General features: G+C 73.0%; 11 protein-coding genes. 3 read left to right on the top strand and 8 right to left on the bottom strand.

Annotation, left to right across the window (positions count from 1 at the left end; genetic code table 11):
- Positions 1–266 precede the first annotated feature (266 nt).
- From ABD329_RS24880 to ABD329_RS24850, 7 genes are all read right to left on the bottom strand, one after another.
- On the bottom strand, positions 267–2885 hold the full coding sequence (locus tag ABD329_RS24880) for a polynucleotide kinase-phosphatase (RefSeq protein ID WP_198280974.1): 2619 nt from the start codon (positions 2883–2885) through the stop codon (positions 267–269).
- Positions 2882–4570 (bottom strand): 3' terminal RNA ribose 2'-O-methyltransferase Hen1, encoded by a 1689-nt coding sequence (locus tag ABD329_RS24875; protein ID WP_198280975.1) that lies wholly within the window; start codon positions 4568–4570, stop codon positions 2882–2884. Before ABD329_RS24875 ends, ABD329_RS24880 begins: the two co-directional genes overlap by 4 nt.
- A gap of 876 nt (positions 4571–5446) precedes the next feature.
- Positions 5447–6427: a homocysteine S-methyltransferase gene (gene mmuM / locus ABD329_RS24870; protein ID WP_344316914.1), complete on the bottom strand. Its 981-nt coding sequence runs from the start codon at positions 6425–6427 to the stop codon at positions 5447–5449.
- Positions 6428–6450: 23 nt separating this feature from the next.
- Positions 6451–7374, bottom strand: a complete 924-nt coding sequence (locus ABD329_RS24865; protein WP_198282226.1) for an LLM class F420-dependent oxidoreductase — start codon at positions 7372–7374, stop codon at positions 6451–6453.
- 18 nt (positions 7375–7392) lie between these two features.
- Complete coding sequence (locus ABD329_RS24860) at positions 7393–7878, bottom strand: DUF6099 family protein (RefSeq protein WP_020867923.1); 486 nt, start codon at positions 7876–7878, stop codon at positions 7393–7395.
- Between the two features lie 297 nt (positions 7879–8175).
- Positions 8176–8538: a nucleotide pyrophosphohydrolase gene (locus tag ABD329_RS24855; protein WP_309142977.1), complete on the bottom strand. Its 363-nt coding sequence runs from the start codon at positions 8536–8538 to the stop codon at positions 8176–8178.
- Entirely contained in the window at positions 8522–9679 is a 1158-nt protein-coding gene (locus tag ABD329_RS24850) for an AAA family ATPase (protein WP_344316912.1), read from the bottom strand. Before ABD329_RS24850 ends, ABD329_RS24855 begins: the two co-directional genes overlap by 17 nt.
- Positions 9680–9825: 146 nt before the next feature.
- Between ABD329_RS24850 and ABD329_RS24845 the strand changes: the two genes are divergently transcribed.
- From ABD329_RS24845 to ABD329_RS24835, 3 genes are all read left to right on the top strand, one after another.
- Positions 9826–10350 carry a hypothetical protein gene (locus ABD329_RS24845; protein WP_198280118.1) on the top strand — a complete coding sequence of 175 codons (525 nt, stop codon included), beginning with the start codon at positions 9826–9828 and terminating at the stop codon, positions 10348–10350.
- Between the two features lie 416 nt (positions 10351–10766).
- Positions 10767–12932 carry an MMPL family transporter gene (locus tag ABD329_RS24840; RefSeq protein ID WP_198280117.1) on the top strand — a complete coding sequence of 722 codons (2166 nt, stop codon included), beginning with the start codon at positions 10767–10769 and terminating at the stop codon, positions 12930–12932.
- Between the two features lie 86 nt (positions 12933–13018).
- Positions 13019–13939 (top strand): hypothetical protein, encoded by a 921-nt coding sequence (locus ABD329_RS24835; protein WP_198280119.1) that lies wholly within the window; start codon positions 13019–13021, stop codon positions 13937–13939.
- On the opposite strand, the gene ABD329_RS24830 is transcribed toward ABD329_RS24835, so the two are convergent.
- A complete protein-coding gene (locus ABD329_RS24830; RefSeq protein ID WP_198280116.1) occupies positions 13891–15234 on the bottom strand; it encodes a class I SAM-dependent RNA methyltransferase in 1344 nt (447 codons plus the stop codon). The two genes, ABD329_RS24835 and ABD329_RS24830, sit on opposite strands and share 49 nt — an antisense overlap.
- Positions 15235–15290 lie beyond the last annotated feature (56 nt).

The following is a 15290-nucleotide window of genomic DNA, read 5'->3' as shown; positions in this document are numbered from 1 at the left end:
GCGGCGGGCCGCTTCCCTCCCCGCCCCTTCCCGACACCAGGGGGCTCCGCCCCTGGGCCCCGGAAGTATCGGGGCGGAGCTCCCCACGCGGCGGAGCCGCATATCGTCAGGTGTCGGGAAGGGGCGGGGAGGGGAAAGATCCGCCAGGCACCCCTAGCCCGTCCCCCACGCCCCCGGGCCGGGGCCGGGGGCGTGAGGCGTGGGTGTCCGCGCCGCGGGCCGGGCCCGGGCCGCTGGGGTCTGTCGTGAAAGGGGGCGTCCGGCCGTTACAGGCGTGGGTCCACCGGCTCCGACTCGAGCGCGAGCACCGCGAAGACCGCCTCGTGGACGCGCCACAGGGGCTCGCCCTCCGCCAGCCGGTCCAGCGCCTCCAGGCCGAGCGCGTACTCGCGCAGGGCGAGTGAGCGCTTGTGGCCCAGATGACGCTCGCGCAGCCGTGCCAGGTTCTCCGGGCGGGTGTACTCCGGGCCGTAGATGATGCGCAGATACTCGCGGCCCCGGCACTTCACGCCCGGCTGGACCAGTCGGCCGTCGCCCTTGCGGACGAAGCCCTGGAGCGGCTTGACCACCATGCCCTCGCCGCCCGCGGCCGTCAGATCCAGCCACCACCGCACGCCCTCGGCGACCGACGCCTCGTCCTCGGTGTCGACGATCAGTCGCCGGGTGGGGGCCAGCAGCCGGGCGCCGTCGGCGGCCGGCTTCTCCGCCTCGATCATCCGGTCGATCAGGGCGAGCTGCTGGTCGTGCGGAAGCGCGGTGGCGAGGTTGCGGCCCTGGGCCGCCAGGATCTGGAACGGCGCCATCCGGATACCGTTCAGCCCGTCGACCGGCCAGCAGTAGCGCCGGTAGGCATCGGTGAACGCGGCCGCGTCCGACGCCCGTTCACGCTGCTTGTCCAGCAGCGCGGACACCTCGACACCGCGCGCCTCCGCGCCCTCCAGCGCCGCCAGGACGCCGGGGAGGACGGCGCGCGAGGCGGCGCCCACCGCCGCGTACTGGTGGCGCAGCAGCCCCTCGGCCTTGAGCGACCACGGCATCAACTCGGCGTCCAGCAGCAGCCAGTCGGTGTCCAGCTCCTGCCACAGCCCGGCCCGGTCGAGGCAGTTGCCCAGCCCGCGCAGCACGGTCTCCGTGAGCTGGACGTCGTCGAAGAACGGCCGTCCGGTACGGGTGTGGATCGCGCCGGAGACGCCGTCCGGCGTGCCGAACCGCTCCCGAGCGATATCCGCGTCACGGCACACCAGCGCCACCGCGCGCGAGCCCATGTGCTTCTCCTCGCAGATCACCTGGCGCACCCCGTCCGCGCGGTAGGCGGCGAACGCCTCCGCCGGATGCTCGAGGAAGCCGCCGTCGGCGGCTCCGCCGCCGGTCCCCTCCTTGGAGGTGGCGGTCGGCGCCATGGTGGGCGGGAGATAGCCGAGCAGCCGGGGGTCGACCGCGAAACGGCTCATGACCTCCAGCGCCGCCGCCGCGTTCTCCTCCTTGACCGCGATCCGGCCCATATGGCGGGTCTCGACGATACGGCGGCCCCGTACGTCGCCCAGGTCGAGCGGACGCCCGTCGGCGCCCCCGGGGGCCTCGGTGGTCAGCGGCTTGACCGGTTCGTACCAGACCCGCTCGGCCGGGACGTCCACCAGCTCGCGCTCCGGCCAGCGCAGCGCGGTCATCCGGCCGCCGAAGACACAGCCGGTGTCCAGACAGATGGTGTTGTTGAGCCAGGAGGCGCGGGGGGTGGGGGTGTGGCCGTAGACCACGGCGGCGCGGCCACGGTAGTCCTCGGCCCACGGATAGCGCACGGGCAGCCCGAACTCGTCGGTCTCCCCGGTCGTCTCCCCGTACAGGGCATGCGAACGGACCCGGCCGGAGGTGCGGCCGTGGTACTTCTCGGGCAGCCCGGCGTGACACACCACCAGCGACCCGCCGTCCAGTACGTAGTGGCTGACCAGCGACTCGATGAAGTCCCGCACCCGGTCGACGAAGGCCGGGTCCGCACGGTGCTCCCGGTCCAGCTGCTCCACGGTCTCGGCGAGGCCATGGGTGACCCGGACCTTGCGGCCCTTGAGGTAGCGGGCGAGCTTGTTCTCGTGGTTGCCGGGCACGCACAGGGCCGCGCCGGAGGCGACCATGCCCATCACCAGGCGCAGCACCCCGGGACTGTCGGGGCCGCGGTCGACGAGGTCGCCGACGAAGACCGCCGTACGGCCCTCGGGGTGGGTGGCGTCGACCGGGCGGCCGAGGTCGTCGCGGCGCAGGGCGTAGCCCAGCTTGCCCAGCAGGGTCTCCAGCTCGGAGCGGCAGCCGTGGATGTCGCCGATGATGTCGAACGGGCCGCTGAGATGGCGCAGATCGTTGTAGCGGCGCTCGGTGGCGACCTGCGCGGCCTCGACCTCCTCGGCGCCGCGCAGGACGTGCACCTTGCGGAACCCCTCGCGCTCCAGGGACTTCAGCGAGCGGCGCAGCTCACGGCGCTGGCGGGGGATGACATGGCCGGGCATCCCGGCGCGGTCGGGGCGCTCGGCGTTGCGCCGGGCGCACTCGCCCTCGGGGACGTCGAGGACGATCGCCACGGGCAGGACGTCGTGCTCACGCGCGAGCCCGATCAGGCTGCGGCGGGACTCGCTGCGGACGTTGGTGGCGTCGATGACCGTCAGCCGTCCGGCCGCCAGCCGCTTGCCCACGATGTAGTGGAGCACGTCGAAGGCGTCGGGGGTGGCGCTCTGGTCGTTCTCGTCGTCGGCGACCAGCCCGCGGCAGACGTCGGAGGAGACGATCTGGGTGGGCAGGAAGTGGGCCCGGGCGAAGGTGGACTTGCCGGAGCCGGTGGTGCCGACGAGCACCACGAGCGACAGGTCGGGCACGCCGATGGTGCGCTTCTCCTCGGTCATGCTGCTGCCTCCTTCGTGGTGGTCATCGTGGTCGTCGTGGTCATCGTGGTCATCGTGGTCGCGGCGGCGGTCGCACCGGTCGCGGCGGCGGTGGGAGCCGTGCGTGTCACGGTGGCCGCGGCAGTCGTATCGGTCGCGGCGGCCGCGGCGGTGCGGTCGCCGCTCCGGCTGTCCGTGCCGCCGTCGCCGCCCTTGGCGACCACGCGGAAGAGCGCCAGCTGGGTGGGCGGGCCGACCTCGGGGTCCTCGGGGCCGACGGGGCGGAACTCCACCGCGTAGCCATGCCGTTCGGCGACCTCCCCCGCCCAGGTCCGGAACTCCTCGCGCGTCCACTCGAAGCGGTGGTCGCCGTGGCGCATCCGCCCGGCGGGCAGGGTCTCCCAGCGCACGTTGTACTCCACGTTGGGCGTGGTCACCACGACGGCCTTGGGCCGTGCGGCGCCGAACACCACATGCTCAAGGGCGGGCAGCCGGGGCTGATCCACATGCTCGATCACCTCGCTGAGCACCGCCGCGTCATATCCGGCGAGCCGGGAGTCGGTGTAGGTGAGCGCGCCCTGGGTCAGCTTCAGCCGCGCCGACTGCCGCTCGGCCGCGCCCGTGTCGTAGCCGGGGCGGTCCAGCCGCAGCCTCCGCGCCGCCTCGTTGAGCGCGCGCATCGACACATCGACGCCCACGATCTCGGTGAACCGCGCCTCCTTCAGCAGCGCGCCCAGCAACTGCCCCTGGCCGCAGCCCAGATCGAGCACCCGGGCCGCCCCGACCCCGCGCAGGGCGTCGAGTATCGCCTCCCGCCGCCGGACCGCCAGTGGTACGGGCCGCTCCTCGGAACCCTCCTCGTCCCCGTCCTCCTCCATCAGCTCGGCCGCCGCCGGTTCGCCGACGGCGTTGTCGATCTCCTCCGCCGCGGTGTCGTCGGCCTCGGCGAGCCGCGCCAGCTCCAGCCGCTCCAGCGCGCTGCGCGTCAGCGACCAGCGGCGGGCCAGATAGCGGTTGGTGATCAGCCGCTGCTCGGGGTGGCTCTCCAGCCAGCCCTCACCGGAGCGCAGCAGCTTGTCGACCTCGTCCGGGGCGACCCAGTAGTGCTTGGCGTCGTCGAGCACGGGCAGCAGCACATAGAGATGGCGCAGGGCGTCGGCCAGCCGCAGCTCGCCCTCCAGCGCCAGCCGTACGTACCGCGACTCGCCCCATGCCGGGAACTCCTCGTCCAGCGCCACCGGCTCGGCCGTCACCGCCCAGCCCAGCGGCTCGAAGAGCTGCTCGACCAGGGCGGCACCGCCGCGCGCGGGCAGCGCGGGCACCTCGATCCGCAGCGGCAGCGCCCGCTCCGGCAGCTCGGGCCGGGCCTTGCACTGGCCCCGCAGAGCGCTGGAGAAGACCGCGCTCAGCGCGACGGCCAGCAGGGAGGAGGCGGCGTACGGGCGGTCGTTGACGTACTGCGCGAGCGCGGAGTCGGGAGCGCCGCCCCGGCCCTTGCCGCGACCCCGCCGCACCAGCGCCACGGGGTCCACTTCCAACAGCAGCGCCGCGGTGCAGCGTTCGGCGGTCGCCTCGGGGTAGAGGACATGCGCGGTGCCGTAGGAGGTCGAGAACCGCTGCGCCTTGTCGGGATGCTTGTGCAGCAGAAACCCGAGGTCGGTCGCGGGGCGCTGGGCTGTGCCGGTGGTGGTTATCGTCAAGAACACCCGTCCGAGTATCGCCCGGCGGCCCTCCCTCACCTAATGGTTTCTCACCAGGGCGGCTCGCGCAGTACCTAGCGGTTTCCCACCACGGCCACGGCAGCCGACTCGACACCTACCGGGTGTCCGCGGGCCACGCGGGGGATCCGCACACCGTGGCCTTCCCCTCCCCGCCCCTTCCCGAAGTATCGGTATGCGTCTCCACCGCGTTGTAGGACTCAGCCCCGGATCCCGGGGACCAGGGGCGGGCCCCTTGCCACGCGGCGGCCCCGCATCCCGATACCGCGGAACGGGGCGGAGCCCCGCACCGAGTACCCGCCCCGGGGCCCAGGGCAGAGCCCCACACCCACGGGCCCGTCCCGGGGCCTGGGGCGGAGCCCAGGTCCGGGCTCTGGCGGAGGCCCACTCGGGGCTCTGGGGCGCAGCCCCGCACACAGGGCCGCCCGGGAGTCTGGGGCGGAGCCCCGGTCCGGGCTCTGGGGCGAAGGTCCGCACCCAGGGGCCTCCCGGGGGTCTGGGGCCAAAGCCCGCGCCCAGCGCCCGCTCCGGGGCCTGGGGCGCAGTCCCGGTCCGCACCCAGGGGCCGCCCCGTGGCCTGGGGCGCAGTCCCGGTCCGCACCCAGCACCCGCCCCGGGGCCTGGGGCAGAGCCCCGCTCGGGGCTTTGGGGCAGAGCTCCACACCCAGGGGCCCGCCCCGGGGCTCGGGGCGGAGCCCCGGGCCGGGCTCTGGGCGGAGGCCCGGACCTGGGGGCCGCCCGGGGGTCTGGGGCAGAGCCCCGCTCCCAGGGGCCGGTCCGGGGGCTGGGGCTGAGCCCCAGTTGTGGGAAGGGGCGGGGAGGGGAACAGTCCGCCGCAGGCGGCACGGCCCACCCGACACCCCCTTAGTGATTCCGCACCACCGCCGCCAGCTCCGCGATCCGCTCCGGCCCCACCCGACAGCAGCCACCGATGAGCCGCGCCCCCGCCTCCCGCCACGCCTTCACCCGCCCCGGGTCAAACGTCGCCCGGCCGCGCCAGCTCCGCGCCGTGGCATCCCACTCCTCTCCGCTGTTCGGATAGACCACCACCGGCTTACCGGTGGTGTCGGCCGCGATCTCCACGGCCCGGTCCGCGTCGCCCGGCTCACAACAGTTGACGCCGACGGCGATCACCTGGTCGACCCCCGCGGCCAGGGCGAACGCGTCCCTCAACGGCTGCCCGGCCCGGGTGGTCTCCCCCGCGATGCTGTAGGAGAGCCACACCGGAACCCCGCATCGCTCGGCGGCGCTCAGCATCGCCTCGGCCTCATCCGCGTCCGGCACCGTCTCCAGCGCCAGCGCGTCGGGCCCGGCCGCGGCAAGGGCCTCGATCCTCGGCCGGTGGAACCGGGCCAACTCGGCCACGCTCAGCCCGTACCGCCCGCGGTACTCGCTGCCGTCCGCCAGCATCGCCCCGTACGGGCCGACGGAGGCGGCGACCCACACCGGCTCAGCGCCCCGCTCGCCCCCGCCTGCCCGCTCGGCGGCCGTCCGTTCAGCGACCGCCCGCCCGGCGGCCACGCGCGCCAACTCGACGCTGCGCCGCAGCAGCCCCGTGGCCTCCTCGTGGCCCGCACCCCGGTGGGCGAACCCCTCGTAGGTGGCCTGATAGCTGCTCGTGATGAGCACCCGCGCGCCCGCCCGGACGTAGGCGGTGTGGGCCGCCTCGATCTGCCCCGGGTCGTCGGCCAGCAGCCGGGCCGACCACAGCTCATCGGAGAGATCGCAGCCCTGTGCCGCCAACTGGTTGGAGAGACCGCCGTCGAGGACGAGCGGTCCGCGCTCCAGCGCGGCGGCCAGGGAGGCGGGGGTTGAGGTGGGGGTTGAGGTGGGGGGTACGGACATCACGGGTGCTCCTGGTGGTGCGCTCAGCCCAGCTGGGCCTGGACCTGCGAGGAAATCAGCTCCAGGTGGTCGAGGTCGTTCAGGTCCAGCATCTGGAGGTAGAGCCGGGAGGCACCCGCCTCCGCATAGCGGCCGATCTTCTCGACGACCTCGGCCGGGGAGCCCGCCAGACCGTTCTCCTTCAGCTCCTCGACCTCCCGGCCGATCGCCGCGGCCCGCCGGGCGACCTCGGCGTCGTCCTTGCCCACGCACACCACCAGCGCGTTGGAGTACACCAGGTCGTCGCCCTTGCGGCCGGCGGCCTTGGCCGCCTCCCGCACCCGGCCGAACTGGCGCTCACTGTCCTCGGGCGAGGCGAACGGCATATTGAACTCATCCGCGTACCGCGCGGCCAGCCGCGGGGTGCGGGTGGCCCCCTGGCCGCCGATCAGCACCGGCACCTTGCTCTGCGCGGGCTTGGGCAGCCCCGGGGAGTCCACCAGCTGGTAGTGGGCCCCGTCATGGCTGAAGGTCTCGCCGACCGGGGTCTGCCACAGCCCGGTGACGATGGCCAGCTGCTCCTCCAGCCGGGCGAACTTCTCCTTGGGGAAGGGGATCCCGTAGGCCCGGTGCTCCTCCTCGAACCAGCCCGCGCCCAGGCCCAGCTCGACTCGTCCACCCGACATCTGGTCGACCTGCGCGACCTGGATCGCCAGCACACCGGGCAGCCGGAAGGTGGCGGCGGTCATCAGGGTGCCCAGCCGGATCCGCCGGGTCTCGCGGGCCAGCCCGGCCAGGGTGATCCAGGCGTCGGTGGGGCCGGGGAGGCCGTCCACGTCTCCCATGTGGAGGTAGTGGTCGGACCGGAAGAAGGCGTCGAATCCGAGGTCCTCGGTGGCCTTGGCGACGGTGAGCAGCGTGTCGTAGGTCGCCCCCTGCTGGGGCTCGGTGAAGATGCGAAGATCCATGGCACCCATCCTGCCTCGTCACGCGGCACCACCCCACTCCCCACCCCACTCGCGGAAGGTGAGGTGCCTGAGCATGCCGTGCACCCGGTCCCGGGCCTCGTCCGCCGCGTCGATCGCCTCCACGCACTGCCAGTACAGCGCCTCCTCCTCGGTATTGGAGGCGACTCCGACCAACGCGAAGCCCGCCTCCGCCAGCAGCTCCCCCAGCGCCAGCAGCACCTCCCTCGGATCGCGCACCTCCGACAGCTGGGCGGCCCGTAAACCGCCGCCGCGCAATGTGGGGTGGTGCAGCGCCGGGTGGAACAGGGCGCCGCGCGCCCGCCCGCCCGCCTCGCACAGACCGCGCGCCTCCGCTCGCGCGGCCGCCGGGCCGCTCACCACGAAATATCCGCCGACCGCTTCGGCCAGCGCTTGAACCTGCCAGGCTTCGGCCACGATGTCATGCACGCTCCCGGCCTTCGCCAGGGCGTGCCGGGTGACACCGATCAGCCGCATCGCGTCCATTCCCCGCACCCCTCTCAACGGACTTTCGAGCCCGTCACTCCTCCACTACCCAGAGTGATGACTAACAGGCCGAAAAGCTAGGGGAATTCAGGAATCTGTTGACAACAGTTGCGGTGTGGATAACTTCTTCACCACGGAGAGTGACGGATCAAGGGGTCAGGGCCCCGCGAGTCGCCGGAGATCACGGTTCACCGCCACAGTCCCCGTTCACCGCCATAGCCCCCGTTCACCGCGAGATCACCCATTCACCGCCAAAGCCCCCGTTCGCGGCGAGCCCTCGTGGCCCCCGGTACGCCGTCAGCGCGCCCCGTTCACCGGAAACCGCATCTCGTTCCGGTCGATCTTCGCCGAGAGCGCCGCGAGCGCGTCGATCCCCAGCACTTCGCAGAACTGGAGCAGATACGCCAGCACATCGGCGACCTCGTCCTCGACCCGGCCCGCCTTCCCCTCGTCCTCCATCACCCGCGCCGACTGCTCAGGCGTCAGCCACTGGAAGATCTCCACCAGCTCCGACGCCTCGACGCTCAGCGCCGCCGCGAGGTTCTTGGGGGTGTGGTACTGCTGCCAGTCGCGCGCCGCCGCGAAGGCGGCCAGCCTGCGCTGGAGCACCGCCACATCCAGGCCGTCGGTTCGTCGTTCGCTCTCATGGGACTCGCTCACGCCCCAGGTTTACCACCGTGACGGGGGCGTCCCCGACCGCCCCCGTCACGTCCCCCACCGTCCCCACGAGCCGGATGTGCCCCCGTGCGCACATCCGGGCCGCCACCCCCAGGAGCTCCCGCGCCTGCCGCCGGTCCAGACACCGGTCGAAACCGTCGGCCAGCACGGTCAGCACCTGCCGCGCGGGGAGCACATCGGCCGCCGGGTCCACGGCCAGCACACCGGGCCCGGTCAGCAGCACCAGCGCGAGCGCGAGATACCGCAGCTCGCCGTCGCCGAGGCGCTCCACGGGCATCGCGCCGAGCTCCCCCTGCTCGACCAGGGCCCGCACCACCCCGTCCGCCCGCCCCTCCGTGACCAGTCCCTCGACCGGCCCGGCGCACCCCGCCCGGACCGCCGCGACCAGCGCCGCGTGCCGCGTACCGCACTCCCGGCTGGTCCGCCGCAGCACCGCCGCCAGGTTCTCGCAGCCGCCGCGCAGCCGCCCGTCCCTCGGCGCCGCCGGCGCCCGCATCCGGTCCGGCCGCGGATCGCAAGGGAAGACCGAGCGCAGCGCGATGACCACCTGCTCGGCGGCGGCGAGCGCGAGCCGCTGACCCTCCGTCGTGCCCGCGACCCGCAGCGGCAGCAGCGAGGTCGCCAGCCGGTCGTCGGGCAGCGGGGCGCGGGTCACCGCGACCGCGCCCGCCGTGTGCCAGGCGGCCTGGACACAGCGCCGCCCAGGGTCGCGCAGCGCCGTCTCCAGCAGGGTCTCCCCCGCCCCCGTCATCCGCTCGCCCACGATGCGCAGTTCGGGCTCGGCCTGTACGGCGACATCGACCCGTACCGGCCCGACCGGGCCGTCCACGGTGCAGCCGATGCGGAAGCCACGCCGCCCCTGCCGGTCCGGCCGCGCCCGGCGCGGGATGTACGCGGCCGGATCGCGGAACACCTCCGCGAGCCGGGCGCCGCCCGCGAGCCGCGCGAGCGCCGCGTACGCCTCCAGCACCCCGGACTTACCGCTGCCGCTCGGACCGGAGATCAGGGTCAGCGGTCCCAGCTGGAACGCGGCACGGCGGTGGCTCTTGAAGGCCGACAGCCTCAACTCGGAGACGATGGGCCGCAGTTCGGTCCTTGCGGGCAGCAGCCCGGATGCGCTCATGCTCCGGAACATATCTGTGGCACATACCGCCGAACCGTTACTCCTTCCGTATCTTCCTACCATCGGGGGATAGCCGCCGTGGCCGATGATGACCAAGGGACTGCGGATGTTCAGCGCTCGAGGAATTGAGGACGGTACGGGGGCCCATGACTGACAGCACGTTCTGGATCGCGGCCCTCACCGGCGGCACCGCCGTCATGGCCAGCTGGGTCACCAGCCGCGGCAACACCCGGGCCGCCCGGATCCAGGCGGACACCGCGGCGCTCGCCCAGCGCACGGAGCGGCTGCGTGACAGCAGGCGCACCGCATATCTCGATCTGATCGAACAGACCCACAGCATCGGCGAGTTGTACTGGGAGGTCGCCGCCGTCGAGCGCACCGGCGCGCCGGAACACCGCCTCGCCCTCCTGGACGAGCTGGCCGAGCGGGAGCGCGACGAGTACGGCAAGATGCGCCGCTGTGTGCGCGTGGTCGAGCTGGAGGGCCCGGCCGCCGCGGCCACCGCGGCGAACGCGTTGCAGAAGGCCACCGGCCCGTTCCATCGCGCCCTGGGCGCGATGCGCTCGGAGGAGCCGGAGGCGGGGCAGCGCTTCCACGCCGCGTTCCGCCCGTTCTGGCAGGCCCTCACGGACTTCGTGGACGCCGCGAAGACGGCCCTCCAGGAGGTCTAGTGCCGAATCCGGCCAGGCGTGGCACCCGCCCCCTGACGAGCCGTAGCGCGGCGTCCTGACGAGGTGTGCCGGGGCGCCCTGACGAGGCGTACGGGCGCGTTGTCAGGAAGCGGACGGGACGGGCGGGAACGCACCCGCGAGAAGCCGCCGGGCACGCTGATTTTGTCAACTACATGTCAGACCCGCCCACTTCACGGCCCGCCCGCGCCGCGGCCCCCGAAACTCGGACGGTGGCCGTCGGCCCGGGGCCCGAGGGGCGCCCTCAGCACGGATGCTGAGACGTGGATCGCTTCCCTAAACCCTTTGGCGGAGCCGCCCTCACCCCCCAGGCCGATTTCCACGAGGACACGTGGTGCGGCCCGAACAGCTGCCCTAGCGTGCCCTCTTACTGGAACCTTAACTCCCTAAGGAGCGTCATGTTCGGGCGAATAGGACGGTTCGCCGTCAACCGTCCATGGCTGATCGTCGCGATGTGGGTCATCGCGGCGGTCGGCCTGGCCATCCTTGCCCCACCGCTGAAGTCCAGCTCCGACCAAGCTGACTTCCTGCCCTCGCACTACGAATCGGTGCGGGTGACCAAGCTCCAGGAGCACGCGTTCCCGCAGCAGGAGAGCGCGGCCGCCATCCTGGTCTACCAGCGGTCGGACGGCGGGAAGCTCTCCGAGGCCGACAAGGCCGCCGTCATCAAGGCGACCAAGGGGTTCCAGGACAAGAAGTACAAGACCTTCAAGTCCGTGGTGACCACGCCCCAGGCCGTCTCCAAGGACGGCAAGATGGCGCTGGGCAACATCTACTCGACCAAGAAGAACCTCTACGACGAGGACACCCAGCAGTCGATCAAGGATCTGCGCGAGGACCGCGACAAGCTGCTGAAGGGCACCTCGCTGAAGGTCGATGTGGCCGGTCCCGCGGCCTCGGGGCTCGATTCCGCGGAGTCCGAGGGTGACACCGACGCCATGATCATGATGGCCACCCTGGTCCTGATCATCGTGCTGCTCGGCGCCATCTTCCGCAGTCCGCTCATCGCGCTGATGCCCGTGCTGATGATCCTGGTGATGTTCATCATGGCCCAGGGTCTGATCGGCACCGCCAGCGACCTGTTCGGACTCGAGGCCGACAGCAGCGTCTCCGCGATCCTGATCGTGGTGCTGTTCGGCGTCGGCACGGACTACATGCTGTTCCTGCTGTTCCGCTACCGCGAAAACCTCCGCAAGGGCGAGGAGCCCAAGGAGGCCCTGATCCAGGCGGTCACCCGGGTCGGCGAGACCATCGCATCGGCCGCGGGCGCGGTCATCGTGGCGTTCCTCGCCCTGACGCTGTCGACGATGGGCAGCATGCGCGCCATGGGTCCCTCGCTGGCGATCTCCGTCGCGGTGACCCTGGTGGCGGCCCTCACCCTGGTGCCCGCCGTGTTCTCGCTGCTGGGAACGAAGGCGTTCTGGCCGTCCAAGGCGTGGAAGCAGGCGCCCCGCAACCGGCTCGCCAACGGCACCGGCTCCCTGGTCTCGCGCCGTCCCGGGCTGATCGCCACGGTGTCCGCCTGTGTGCTGGCGGCGCTCGCGGTGGGCGCGTTCGGCTTCAAGGCCGAGTTCGACACCGACAGCTCGCTGCCGAAGGACCTGGAGTCCGTCAAGGCCATGACGGAGCTCCAGAAGAGCTTCTCGGCCGGTGAGTCCGACCCGAGCCTGGTGTACGTCCAGTCCAAGGACGGCGCCAAGCTGGACGCCGCGGCGCTGACCGGGTTCCGGAAGAAGCTGGAGGGGGTCGAGGGCGTCGGCGAGGTCTCACCCGCGGTGCCCAACCCCAAGGGCGACGTGGCCCAGTTCAGCGTCGTGCTGAAGTACCGGCCCGCCTCCGAGAAGGCCATCGAGCTGGTGGCCGGGGACCTGCGGGACACCGCGCACACCTCCGCGCCCCAGGGCAGCGAGGCCCTGGTGGGCGGGACGACCGCGGTGCTGGGCGATATCGAGGACGCGGTCAACCACGACTACCGGCTGGTGTTCCCGGTCGCGGGCGTGGCCATCATGCTGATCCTCGGCCTGCTGCTGCGCAGCGTGGTGGCACCGCTCTACCTGATGCTCGCCGTGGGCCTCGGCTTCGCCGCGACCCTGGGCTCGACGGTCTGGCTGTTCCAGGACATCAGGGGCGAGCACGGCCTGCTCTTCATGCTGCCGATCGTGGTCTATCTGTTCGTGGTGGCGATCGGCACGGACTACAACATCCTGATGGTGGCCCGATTGCGGGAGGAGGTCGGTAAGGGCAAGTCCCCGGCCGAGGCGGCCCGGCTCGCGGTGGCCCAGTCGGCGCCGACGATCGGTTCGGCCGCCATCATCCTGGCGGGCACCTTCGGTGTGCTGATGCTCGCCAGCAACACCATGCTCCAGCAGATGGGCTTCGCCGTCGCCTTCGGCATCCTCCTCACCGCGTTCATCATGGCGCTGCTGCTGGTGCCGACGGTGACCGCGATGCTCGGTTCCAAGGCGTGGTGGCCCAACCACCGCTTCGACTCCCCGCACGCCTCCGGTGGCTCCGGCCCGGGGCGGGCCGAGGAGCCGGACACCGCGGAGACCGTACGGGTGTGATCCGCGGCTTACGCGGCCGCCGAAACGCCGCGGTGGCCCTTCGCGACACGGACGCGGAGGGCCACCGGACGGACCGGTGGGACCGGATGGGGCGGCTGGCCGCGTACGGGGGCTCCGCCGCCATGGCCCCCTACGCCGTGATCAAGGTGTCGTGGGTGATCGGCTCACTGCTCGGACTCGCGCCCGTCGGGGCCGGGTTCGGGCTCGCCGAATGGGTGGTGCTCAACACCGTCACGGTCGGCATGGCGGTCATCGGGATCACTCTCGGACTGGCCCTGGCCCGGCCGTGGGGGATGCGGCTGCCCGGGGTACCGCTGATCTTCTGCGCCTGGGTCGGCACGGGGTTCCTGGTGTCGATGCTGCCGTACGCGGTGGCCGACTCGCTGCTGTCGGAGCCGGACGCCTCCGGGTCCGGGGGCGACAGCGACCCCCGGATGCCCGGCTGGGAGGCCGCCCTGATCCAGTTCGGCTTCATCGGCATGGGCCTGGGCCTCACCCTCGCGCTCCCCGCCTATCTGCGCAGGCGCTGGCCGGAAGCGTTCACCGGCCGGGCCCGCGGTCCCTCACCGCTCGGCCGGGCGGCCGTGGCGCTCGGCGCCGCCGTCGGCCTGATGTGGCTGTACTGGGCGGCGGGCGGCACCGCGGGCCTCGCCCACCCCGGCGAGGGCCGCACCACCTGGCGCCTGCTGTGCGGGATCTGCGGCACCTGGGCGCTGGTCGCCGCGTTCGCCGTGGCCCGCCCGGGCCGCGAGGGCCCCGGCCGGCTCCCCCGCTGGCTGCCGTCGGTCCTCGGCTGGCTCGGCTCGGGCTCGCTCTTCGCGTGGAGCGGCTGGAAGCTGCCCTTCACCCTGTACGTGGCGATCGCCTCGCCCCGCGACGTCGTCCTCCCGGAGCGGCCGGCCCTCGCGATCACCCTCCACCTGTGCGCCGTCCTGGCGGGCGGCGCGATGATGTGGACTCAGCGCTCCTCGCGCACGGGCTCCAGGATCGCCACGCACTCCACGTGATGCGTCACCGGGAACAGGTCGAACGCACGCGTCCGGCGCGGGGCGTAGCCCGCCTCGCGGAAGTACTTGAGGTCGCGGGCGAGGGCCGCCGGGTCGCAGGCGACGTAGGCGATGCGGCGGGCGCCCAGGGCCGCGACGCGGGCGACCGTCTCCTTGCCCGCGCCCGCGCGGGGCGGGTCCAGGACGATCAGGTCGGCCTCGGTGATCCCGGTGCGGGGCAGCACCTGCTCGACCTTGCCGTGCTCGATTCGGACGCGCTCCAGGTCCTGGAGGTTGTGCCGGGCGTCCTCGACCGCGCGCTTGCTCGACTCGATGCCCAGCACCGCACCGCGCTCCCCCACCCGCTCGGCGATCGCGCCCGCGAAGAGGCCGACACCGCAGTACAGATCGAGGGCCATCTCGCCCTTACGGGGCATCAGACCCTGCATCACGGCCTCGACGAGGACGTCGGCCGCCTTCGAGTGGACCTGCCAGAAGCCGCCCTCGCCGACCCGCCAGGTGCGGCCCGCCGCGCGCTCGCGGACGAAGGGGCGGCCGTGGACGCGGTGCACCAGACGGGCCCGGTCGCGGCCGCGGGACTCGCTGACCCGCAGCACGGAGACCGGCCGGTCCAGCTCCACGATCGGCAGCCGGCCGCCGGGGCGCGGGGTGAGGACCACCTGCCGGTCGGAGGAGCCGGTGGCGGCGATGGCCTCCACGGTGGCCATCTGGGGCCACTCGCGCTTCTCGACGCCGAGTTCGGTGACGCCGGGGGCGGCGATCAGACAGTGGTCGATCGGCTCGACCTCGTGCGAGCGGTGGCGGCGCAGCCCGGGACGGCCCTGTTCGTCCACCGCGTACTGCACCCGGGTGCGCCAGGCGGGGACCTCGCCGCGGGCCACCTTGTCGCCGGGCGCGGGCTCGACCGTGCCGTCCCAGCCCGCCTCTTCGGGGGTGAGCCCGGCCAGCCGGGCCAGCTGCTCGGTGATCACGTCGGCCTTGAGCCTGCGCTGGGCGCCGGGGGCGGCGTGCTGCCAGTCGCAGCCGCCGCACTTGCCGGGTCCGGCGAACGGGCACGGCGCCTCGACCCGGTCCTTGGAGGGGTCCAGCACCCGCACCGCGTCGGCGCGCAGGAAGCGCGCGCCCTCCTCGCCCTCGGTCACCCGGGCGACGACCCGCTCGCCGGGCAGCGCGTGCCGGACGAACAGCACCTGGCCCTCGGCGGTCCGGGCGATGCAGTGACCGCCGTGCGCCACCGGGCCGACCTCGACCTCGTACTCCTCGCCGACCAGCGATGCCTTGGGTTCACTTTGCATGGCGGGCTCAGGCTCCAGAAGGGGTGAGGGGGCGCGGTGGGACAACAGCCCACCAG

It is taken from the genome of Streptomyces javensis (assembly GCF_039525925.1).
Classification (GTDB): domain Bacteria; phylum Actinomycetota; class Actinomycetes; order Streptomycetales; family Streptomycetaceae; genus Streptomyces; species Streptomyces asiaticus.
This window is presented reverse-complemented; position numbering and strand designations above follow the sequence as displayed.

Excerpts from the sequence above, each read along its gene's own strand:
- ABD329_RS24880 (WP_198280974.1), bottom strand. The coding sequence starts at position 2,885 with ATGACCGAGGAGAAGCGCACCATCGGCGTGCCCGACCTGTCGCTCGTG.
- mmuM (WP_344316914.1), bottom strand. The coding sequence starts at position 6,427 with ATGTCCGTACCCCCCACCTCAACCCCCACCTCAACCCCCGCCTCCCTG.
- ABD329_RS24865 (WP_198282226.1), bottom strand. The coding sequence starts at position 7,374 with ATGGATCTTCGCATCTTCACCGAGCCCCAGCAGGGGGCGACCTACGAC.
- ABD329_RS24860 (WP_020867923.1), bottom strand. The coding sequence starts at position 7,878 with ATGGACGCGATGCGGCTGATCGGTGTCACCCGGCACGCCCTGGCGAAG.
- ABD329_RS24850 (WP_344316912.1), bottom strand. The coding sequence starts at position 9,679 with ATGAGCGCATCCGGGCTGCTGCCCGCAAGGACCGAACTGCGGCCCATC.
- ABD329_RS24845 (WP_198280118.1), top strand. The coding sequence starts at position 9,826 with ATGACTGACAGCACGTTCTGGATCGCGGCCCTCACCGGCGGCACCGCC.
- ABD329_RS24840 (WP_198280117.1), top strand. The coding sequence starts at position 10,767 with ATGTTCGGGCGAATAGGACGGTTCGCCGTCAACCGTCCATGGCTGATC.
- ABD329_RS24835 (WP_198280119.1), top strand. The coding sequence starts at position 13,019 with ATGGGGCGGCTGGCCGCGTACGGGGGCTCCGCCGCCATGGCCCCCTAC.
- ABD329_RS24830 (WP_198280116.1), bottom strand. The coding sequence starts at position 15,234 with ATGCAAAGTGAACCCAAGGCATCGCTGGTCGGCGAGGAGTACGAGGTC.